Source organism: Desulfococcus sp. (assembly GCF_050178255.1).
Taxonomy (GTDB): domain Bacteria; phylum Desulfobacterota; class Desulfobacteria; order Desulfobacterales; family Desulfococcaceae; genus Desulfococcus; species Desulfococcus multivorans.
The window spans coordinates 1-9,317 of sequence record NZ_JBFXGG010000110.1; the positions used below are offsets into that span (position 1 = coordinate 1).

General features: G+C 52.9%; 6 protein-coding genes and 2 pseudogenes. 5 read left to right on the forward strand and 3 right to left on the reverse strand.

All coding sequences use genetic code 11. The features are described 5' to 3' along the window. Positions 1 to 530: pseudogene (locus AB7S84_RS14510) on the forward strand (hypothetical protein); the annotation flags it as partial. 924 nt (positions 531 to 1,454) lie between these two features. Here AB7S84_RS14510 and AB7S84_RS14515 read toward each other — a convergent pair. Together AB7S84_RS14515 and AB7S84_RS14520 are read right to left on the reverse strand one after the other, a co-directional pair. Then, the gene (locus AB7S84_RS14515; RefSeq protein WP_428155310.1) at positions 1,455 to 1,961 is read right to left on the reverse strand and encodes a hypothetical protein; all 507 of its coding nucleotides are present in this window, start codon (positions 1,959 to 1,961) and stop codon (positions 1,455 to 1,457) included. A 130-nt stretch (positions 1,962 to 2,091) separates the two neighbouring features. After that, positions 2,092 to 3,345, reverse strand: a complete 1,254-nt coding sequence (locus AB7S84_RS14520) for a PP2C family protein-serine/threonine phosphatase (protein ID WP_020877951.1) — start codon at positions 3,343 to 3,345, stop codon at positions 2,092 to 2,094. A gap of 1,236 nt (positions 3,346 to 4,581) precedes the next feature. On the opposite strand from AB7S84_RS14520, the gene AB7S84_RS14525 reads away from it, so the two are divergent. The 4 genes from AB7S84_RS14525 to AB7S84_RS14540 all read left to right on the forward strand — a co-directional run bounded on the left by AB7S84_RS14525 (position 4,582) and on the right by AB7S84_RS14540 (position 8,737). Then, a complete protein-coding gene (locus AB7S84_RS14525; protein WP_428155313.1) occupies positions 4,582 to 5,610 on the forward strand; it encodes a type II asparaginase in 1,029 nt (342 codons plus the stop codon). A gap of 224 nt (positions 5,611 to 5,834) precedes the next feature. After that, positions 5,835 to 6,281, forward strand: a complete 447-nt coding sequence (locus AB7S84_RS14530; RefSeq protein ID WP_020877955.1) for a phosphate-starvation-inducible PsiE family protein — start codon at positions 5,835 to 5,837, stop codon at positions 6,279 to 6,281. Positions 6,282 to 6,492: 211 nt separating this feature from the next. Beyond that, positions 6,493 to 7,917 carry a hypothetical protein gene (locus AB7S84_RS14535; protein WP_020877956.1) on the forward strand — a complete coding sequence of 475 codons (1,425 nt, stop codon included), beginning with the start codon at positions 6,493 to 6,495 and terminating at the stop codon, positions 7,915 to 7,917. Next, complete coding sequence (locus tag AB7S84_RS14540; protein WP_428155316.1) at positions 7,901 to 8,737, forward strand: radical SAM protein; 837 nt, start codon at positions 7,901 to 7,903, stop codon at positions 8,735 to 8,737. Before AB7S84_RS14535 ends, AB7S84_RS14540 begins: the two co-directional genes overlap by 17 nt. Positions 8,738 to 9,013: 276 nt before the next feature. On the opposite strand, the pseudogene AB7S84_RS14545 reads toward AB7S84_RS14540, so the two are convergent. Next, positions 9,014 to 9,317, reverse strand: a pseudogene (locus AB7S84_RS14545) (single-stranded DNA-binding protein); the annotation flags it as partial.

A 9,317-nucleotide genomic window follows, 5' to 3' on the forward strand; every position in this document is an offset into this window, starting at 1 on the left:
TGGCCTGCCGCATGTCCAACGTGGCCGAGATCCGCAAAAAAGTCCTGAGCAAGCGCGGCCGCTACACCGTTTTCAAGGACAACCTCCATGCAAAGGAGGTTGTGGTTGGCGACGGCGAGCGGCGCAGGCGCTATATCCTCTGCTACAACCCCAGGGAGGCCGAACGGCAGCGCAAGCATCGGGAGATGACCGTCGCCGTCCTGGAGAAGGAGCTCGAGTCCCACAAGGATGCATCGGCAACCGCCCAATGGGCCATCGAGCTGCCGGCCTCCCGCCGCTTCAAGCGCTATCTGACAGTCACCAAGACCAACAAGGTCCGCATCGACCGGGGCAAAATACGGGAAGCGGAAACCTATGACGGCAAGTGGGTCCTCGAAACCAATGACGACACCATCAGCCTGGAGGACGCTGCCTGCGGCTACAAGGGCCTGATGGTCATCGAACCGTCGCCGAGTTGGCCTGCGGAAAGCCCTGGCACCAGATCCAGGTGGCGCTGGATGCGCTTCAGATCACAGAATTTTTCAATTTAAAATTCCGTGTGCTCATGCGCAACGAATTGCCCGCGTCAACCATCAACATACTTAAATTGTTAAAGATCACCCCTCAGAAGCAGGTCGTCGAGCTGGAAAAACTGTCCTGAAAACCCTCCGATTTTGTAGACACACGCTGAATCGCGTTCATTCGCTCGGATGCCCGTCCGTCAAGCCCTCGCGCGATTTTGTGTTTTTACAAAAATTAAACCCAAGGAAATGCAATAACCATACCATTGCCCTTAGATTTAAAATTCCAAATATAATTAATCGAATAAATTAAAGTAAGTATACTACATCTTTGCTTTCAGGGTGGCCTACTCGAAAGGTCTTCTTGTTGACGAGTTATTGCTTTCAGTACGAAAAATTGTCGCCATATCTGATACAGCATAGCGGGAAAAGTCAAAAATTGGATGTGATGCCTCAATAAATAGGACGATGTTCGTTTTTTGACTCGGGTTTCGGAGCAGTAGGTTCAAAAATCGGCGTGACGGGGTGCCGCGCAAGGCGCAGCACGACTGAATGGAATTCAGCGTGTACCTACTGCTCCTAAACTCAAGATGAAATTACAATCCGAATTTCATGGATTGAAAACATTTTTTGAAAACGGCGGGGTAGCGGGGTAAGTCGATAAATTTATGGGCGGGGTATGAAAAGCGTTACATTATTTCCGTCATGAAATTGGCATGTAGGCGTGACACTATTCGGATCTTAGCAAACAGGTATCAAATAATAATTACCTGATTTGCTTTTATGAATTGTATCTTTAATTTGATGTTGATTCGTTTTCTTTCAGAGAATCAAGAAAGCGGATGAGCAGAATGCAAAAATTTTAATGGTTGGAACAACCTGATGGGTCAATTTTGGTGAGCATAGGTGGGTCAATTTAAATTAGCGTCAAGGGAGAATCCCCTGACTGCGCGGTTAAAATTCAATTTCGAAGGTGTCTTCCTTCGCTTGTTCTTCCAATTCCGCCAGCTTGGTCATTTCATCCTTTACGGAAAAAATCGTTTTTTCCAGCTTTCCCAGCAAAACACTGTCGATTTGTTCAGATTTCTTGGCTTTAATTCCGATAATTTGAAACATATTCGCAAGATTATTGACGTTATGGTGAACAACACCAAGTGTTTTATTGATGTCTTTCAATCGATTCTCTCTAACTTTTGTTCGAATTTCGTTTTTCTTGAGAATAAAATATTGGGCCATAAAAAGGCCATTAATATAAGATATTGCTCCGCCGATAATGGCGATGATAACCGTTTCGAACAGCGCTTCTCTCCAGTTGATCGGCGTTGGATCAGCCCCTAAAATGAAATGGGGCAGGTCGAGTATTTCATCAAGCCATAACATAACAATAATAGCTAAAAATGCTATTATTTCATACTTTAATATGCGTTTTGAAGCAAAATTAAGAAAATTTTTTTTCTCCATGTTTCAATCCTTGACGGTCTCGTAAAAAGTAAAAATCTGGATTTTTGACCACATCATATCGTTTTTAATGAAAGCCAAACACACTTCATATTGTAGTAAAAAATTTTACGGATGACTTTTTACGAAACTATCAATCCTTGATTGTCAGGTTTATTTGGGGTGAATGTTGTGTTGTTGCGTTTCTTTCCTTAAATTCAATCCCCAGGATACTGACATCATCCTGAAGTTTTGCGCTTCCGACAAAACGTTGAATCTCGAGGACAATCTCTTCCAGGATGTTGGCGATGGGCAGTCCGTTCTTGCTGTCGACAAGGGCGTGAAATCGCTCCTTCCCGAACAATGCCATTTTTTCATTCGTGAATTCAAATACGCCGTCGGTATACAGAATGATCTTGTCTCCCGCCGAAATGATCTTTTCTTCCTCCTCAAAGGGCAGGATGCCGTCGAGACCGATTATAGTTCCCCCCGTTTCCAACAGCTCGGTGGTTCCGTCGGCATGGACGAGGATGGGAGGCGGATGCGCGGCGTTACTGTAGATCAAATGACCGTTGCGGATATTCAGGATGAGATAGATGATGGTCAGAAACTTTTCGAAGCGTTCCCAGGGATATTCGGAATCCAGGGCCTTGAGCACCTCTCCCGGGGGCACAATTTCATAATTGGGAGAAAGGCCGGGTCTTTTCCGAATGGTATAACCCATGTGGGGTTGAAGCGTCTGGGAAATGGAAAAGGTCACCAGGGCGGGAGGGACCCCATGTCCACTGACGTCGATCATGTAAAAACCGAGGTGATCCTCATCGAGGCGGATCACATTGAAGATGTCGCCCCCAATCGTTTCACACGGCATGAATTTCCAGGCGATGTCCAAATTTTCAAATTTTGGCTGTTTTGCCAGTTTCTGCGGCAACAGGGACTGCTGAATCCCGGCGGCTGCCTGAAGATCTTCGTCGAGCTTCTTCTGCTTTTCGATCAATCTGGCATTGGTCATATGCAGAAAATAGTCGCTGAACGCGAAGATGGTGCGACTCAGACAATCATTGAGACGTTGCAGCGCCTCGAGCAGCGTGTCGCCTTTCAATTCTTTAACAAGAATCGGAACCAGGATCTGTCGGTAAATTTCAAAGGCTTTCTGGACTTCGGAGAGCGCAAAGCCGCCTTCCAGTCGCAGATCGCAGATTTTGGCGATAAAGGCATCTACTTTGGAATAGTCCCCGTACACGATCGCATCGAAGTTCGCCCGGCTCGACTGCGATGTTGTGGTTAAAAGCTCTTCAAAAGGGCGAGCGGCGTAGTGATCACTGACATTTTCGTGAAGGTGTTTCGCCCATTGGAGCGCCACCTGTTCACCATATTTCTGAAGCAGTTCGGTAAGATTCTGGATCATCAAAAGGCGCTCCGGATTGTTTGTAATCGTCATTTCTTCTCGGAAGCCGGGGAAGCCGGATGCTTCCTTCTTGTCGGCGTGGAAAATTCCTTATTTTCAACGCGACTCTCGGCTTTCAGCGGGTCGCCGGATAGAGACCGACTTACCCGCGGGGTTGGGAAAGTCGCGCTACGGGCTTGAAGGCCGACTGCCTCAGCGTCGACCGGCATTCGCGGCGGCCATTCTCTTCTGTGCCCGATATGTCGGCGGTCTTCAAGATATTTTGACCGTGATTGGACCTGTCACCTCTTCGTCGGAGTACGAGCATCAGCCCCAAAAGACCAAAACCGAAAACCGCGAGGGGGCCTGATCTGAGATCGGAATTTCCGTCCTGGACATGGAGAAATGAATCGGTGCTTTCAACATCGACATTGCGCGTAATTCCGGAATTCTCCTGTTGCTTCAATATGTTCACTGTTTCCCGGGCATAAACAAAGGTGGGCTGCGTGAAGGCCGCTTTCTCTGTTGCCGGCCCGGCAAAAAATATCGTAAAAAGAGATGATAAGACTAAAAATTTATAGAAATGTTTCATAACGCTCCGAAAACCAAAAGGTAGTCTGTATGTGATGCTTGGCGACCAGGTCCTGCAACTCCGCAGCACCGTGAAAACGGGCTTGGCAGCAGCTCGAATGCAACTTAAAGATCATCGATCGAATTTTTACGGAAAAGCAATCCGGTAAGAAGGCGGCTATGATTCGTTTCATCGTGTGAAATTTCGAAGAGCGGGCACTATTTCCCGCAAAATTGTCAAAATTGAAGCCCGACTTTTCTCAGGCTACGTAACTTTCGATGCTTGGGGACGGTGCCGCCAGGGAACGCCCCACGCCGTTGTCTCAGGGACACAGGCTTAAGGCTGAAGGCGTGCGCCGTTGACGAATGGGGCGCTTATCCCCCTTCAACCTTTACGGTTACTATCACAACAACCAAAAACTTAATTATGAATCTTTATCATGATGCTGTGTAAAGTGCAATAGGTGCTTATTCTCAAATTTAGTGGGAAGATCTCTTCATTTTTTGATAGGGAATTGTACTCATGACTCCACAAGATTTTCTTCGGATCAATTACCTCGAACGCCATGCGGTTTTAGCGTCTGGGGCTCTGCCATGGGGACCGAGGTGGGCTGCATCGGCGGTCGGCGGCAATGGCCGCGCCGTGTGTCGTAACCGATGTGTGCCTTTGCTTTCAGGCGATTGCATATGAAAATGGTTACAAGCCGGTATCGGCGTAGAAAACGTGTCCGCCCCAGGATCGTCATCCTGGGGACCGGCGGCACCATTGCGGGGACGGCCGCATTCAACACGGCTGCGGGCTACATCTCCGGCAAGGTGGGTATCGAGGCCATGGTTGCCGCGGTGCCGGGTCTGGACGCCCTGGCCGACGTTCGGGGCGAGCAGATCGCCAATGTCGGGTCTCAGGACATGTCCTTTGCGATCATGATCCGGCTGGCCCACCGCATCAACGATCTTTTTTCCGCCGGGGCGGCGGACGGCATCGTCGTCACTCACGGCACGGATACCATGGAGGAGACCGCCCATTTCCTCAACCTGACCGTCAAGAGCCGGAAGCCCGTGGTCATGACCGGTGCCATGCGGCCTTCCACCGCCATCAGTGCGGACGGTCCGCTGAACCTTTACAACGCCGTCGCGGTGGCGGCGGACCCGAGGGCCGAAGGACGCGGCGTTCTGGTGGTTATGAACGACCGTATTCACGGGGCTCACTCCCTCACCAAGACGAATACGACGTCGGTGGAGACCTTTCTTTCGCCCATCAACGGGCTGATCGGAACCGTCATTTACGGGAAGGCCGACTATTTCAGGCGTCCTTTCAGAAGACACACGTATCGGAGCGAATTTTCCGTGGAGGGCGGTACCGTTTTGCCCCGTGTCGATATTCTGTATGCCTGCGCCGACATGCCTGCGGATCTGATCGACTGTTCGGTGGAGCGGGGGGCCAAAGGTATCGTCATTGCCGGAGACGGCAACGGAAACATGAATGCGGCCACCCTCTCCACCGCTGCGGCGGTGTCGGCCAAGGGCATCGTTATCGTCCGGAGCTCGCGGGTTCCCACCGGGACGGTAACCCGGAATGTCGAGGTGAACGACGACCAAACTGGCTTTCTCGTCTCTGACGAACTCAATCCGGCCAAGGCACGGATCCTGCTTATGCTGGCCCTTTCGAAGCGGAGAAGCCTTGCGGAACTGCAGCAGCTGTACTATACATACTAGCAAATCAATCTTCGATTTCCAGGAGGCGGGCTGTCTGATGGCGAGCCGCATCCCACGACATCAGACGGTCAGATTGAAGGGGACAGCCGCGGTAAACGGAGCCGTTATCCGTCTTTTTCGGGTCAATATTACGAATATCGACAGTCGAGTCCGGTTAACATACCGGCAAAAAATCATCTGAAGCGTTTCTTGAACCTTATGTCGACGCAGGGGGCACAAAGATCATGTTCGATATGCTGAAGCGATATGAACGGTTCATGATTCAGGCGCTGATGGTGATGATGGCGATCGTGCTGGGGCTTGTTACCATCGATCTCGGATGGCTCATCCTCCGGGATATTCTGGAACCGCCCATTTTTATCCTGAGCGTTAACCAACTCCTCGATATCTTCGGTCTCTTCATGCTGGTCGTGATCGGGATCGAGCTCCTGGAGACCATCATGAAAACCTATCTTACCCAGGGACAACCTCATTACGAGGTCGTTCTATCGGTGGCCATCATCGCCATTTCCCGAAAGGTCATCATCCTGGACCTCAAGGAAGTGGACAGCCTGAGCTTGATGGGTATCGCAGCGATTATCGTCGCTCTGACGGTCGGCTATTTTCTCATGAAGCGAGGGGAACGCTACAGCGGGCGGGATTTTTATCAGGGACCGGATGATCGGCGTTGAGTGTCTTTCAAGCCATTTGGAAAGCGGCCGGCTTGCGGCCCGCGATGACTTGTTTCGCAACCGGCGACGATAATCGGAAGAGGTGCGATTGGTCTGGGCGACAACCGAACAACGACGGGCTTTGACCCGAAGGATTCTGTTCCCGGAACGCCGTCCCGCACCCGAATTGCGAAGTGCCCGCTATTTCGGGCCCTTCCGGCGGCCGGGGACGATGACGATCGGTGATCGAAAAATCGCTCCCGAGATTTTCCAGGATACCCTCGATTCGACATTCGAAACCTACGACGAGTGGCTGGACCGGGTACTGAGAAAAACCCTCACAATGCTGACCCGTTCAGGAATACCAGTCGATAGGGGGGGACCGGATAACAGAGCGGTCGAAGAAACACTTCGGGAGGCGGGAAACGTTCTGGAATTCGAGATCTCGGCCGGGCTTCCCCTCCACGGAGCGGTGCCTCAGCAAATGTACGAGGATGTATTTGTTCGGCTGCTGTCTATGATGCCCAACGGCCCCGGCCCCATCCGCAATGTTCATCCGTATGCCGAATTCAACGCGCTCTGTCACCGCCTTGGCCTCATCCTGATGGCGACCATGGCCGATGCCGGCATTCTGGGTGACGGCACGGCAGACATCCCGCGGTTGATTCAAACAGCGGTACTTTCCGGATATGTAGGCATCAACCTTAAAAGTTCGGCGTCGGCGGCGTCCGACCTTCTCAACCGGAACCTCATCTCCATTGATCCCGGTTGGGTCGGGAGCATGGCGAAGGTGAGGGCGGTATCCCGACAGGCTCTCTCGGCCGTGGCCCGGGAACTGATCGACCTGACGTCGTCGGCCCTGGGCCGATTCGCTCTTGACTCCCTGGACATGTATTTTCGGGAAGTGGTGGAGACCGATCAGCCGACCCTCGTGGTCTTTTTCTGCGACGACTACCTTGAATCCATGATCGATTTGAAGCGATTCGAGGCCATGCTCCGTGGGAATCGCCGCCTGATCCTGCTCTTCGTGCCGCGAAACGGGCGTTACGGCAACGATCTTGCTGTTCAGGACATCCCCGCTGTTCTCGCGGAAAAACCCTACGCCGGCGTATGCGATCTTCTTCGGAACGGGCGGATTGCGATCAGTGGAAACGGACCTCGCGCCGGGTGCATCGATCCGCGGAGCGTCAGCGACGCTCTCATCGACGAGATCGATTGCTTGGGCGCGGGTCGTCGGATCATCCTGGAAACCAAGGGGTGCAGAAATTTCGAGATGCTCCGGGGAGATCTTCCGATGCCCTGGTACGCCGCTTTTAACTGCAACCGCGCCCTCAGTATCCGTACGGTTCAGGTGGACGGTTCGCCCGTGTTTCTCAGGATTCCGCCGGGGCTCAATGCCTATGACGGCTTCATGATGCCCCGTATCGGTCGAAGCCCGTCTTATGGAACCGCGGGCGTCCGGTTCGCGCGCATGACGACCCGCGCGCTTTATGATGTTCTGTGCGGCGATACATACCGTCGAATGCTGGGGCGCTTGGGGGATGAGTATGCCCTCAACCGCCGTTTGGCCGCCTATTGCCGGCGTGTGCGGAAACCCTTACCGGAGGCGATTGCGTCTTACGCTGAAACAGAGTGGATCCATGGACAAGGAAAGTAGAATTCACCACAATGTCACGCTGAAACGGATGAGCCTCGATTTTTTTCAGTTTATCCGATCCCAGCGATTCATCACTCGCCGGATGGGCCCGGCCTTCTCGGTCGGTCGCCAATTCGTGGAGATCGACATCACCTACCGTTGCAACCTGCGATGCGCCAATTGCAACCGGTCGTGTACCCAGGCGCCGACCGACATCGAGATGCCGACTTCGCGAATCGCCGATTTCATCAGCGAAAGCATCGAGAAGGGCATCCGGTGGCGGCGAATCCGGGTTTTGGGCGGCGAGCCCACGCTTCATCGGGATTTTTTTGACATCCTGCACCTCCTGTTGGCCTATCGTTCCCGCCACAATCCAGACCTGCGCATCGTGGTCTGCACCAACGGTCGGGGTGCCCGGGTTAACCGGGTTCTCGACCGACTTCCTCATGGTGTCGAGATCAAAAACACCTTCAAGACCGACCGACAACGGTTGTTCAGGCCTTTCAACAAGGCGCCCGTCGACAGCCTTTGGTACCGGTTTGCCGACTACACTTCCGGATGCCGAATCATCGAGGATTGCGGCATCGGACTAACACCCTCGGGCTATTATCCTTGCGCTATTGCCGGCGGCATCGATCGCGTCTTCGGCTTCGGCATGGGAAGGGAAAAACTTCCCGATCCCGGCGACCGAATGCTTGAGCATCTGGCGATTTTTTGCCCCTTGTGTGGTCACTTCGGCTTTTCCTGGCCGACGCGACGCGCGAAGTGCTCTCCTTCGTGGCGAAACGCCTACGCCGAATGGCTGGGCGGCCTCAGCCTGAAAAATGTTCATCTTTCGTAGAGATCGGAATAATTTCTCCACCCTTGTTATACGAGTTGAAATCAGCCGTCTCAACGGTGATGCCGGCCCCGTCCGTGATGCCTGGTGTGGAGAAGCCTCCTTGGGGTTGTGTCATTGGCGGCTTTAGACGCCGGCGGCAGGAAATGGTTTGCATGGAAAACGACAAGGCGCTGTTCGGGGGTGGGTCTTGGGGTCAAGATGCCCACCCTGAATTCAGCCGTTTTTTATCAATAGACTATCCTGGACTTATGAGTCGCGTGCAGGGGGGATTATGGATCAGAAGGGGATATCGTCGTCATCCGGACCCAGATCGGGTTGCGAATTCCCTTTGAAACCCCTGTCGTCTGAATACCCTTTGTCGGGAGCGCCTTCCGAAGCGCTGGGCCCGCTCCCCGTGGGACCACCGGGATATCCGCCGCCGCCGGGACCCGGCCCGCCCGGGTAGCCGCCGCTCTGAGTTCCCTGACTGCCTTGGGGAGAGCGGTTGTATCCACCGCCCTGAGCATTCTGAGGCCCGACATCGTTCCGGGACCCCAGCATCTGCATGTTGTTGGCAACGATCTCCGTCGTATAGCGTTTG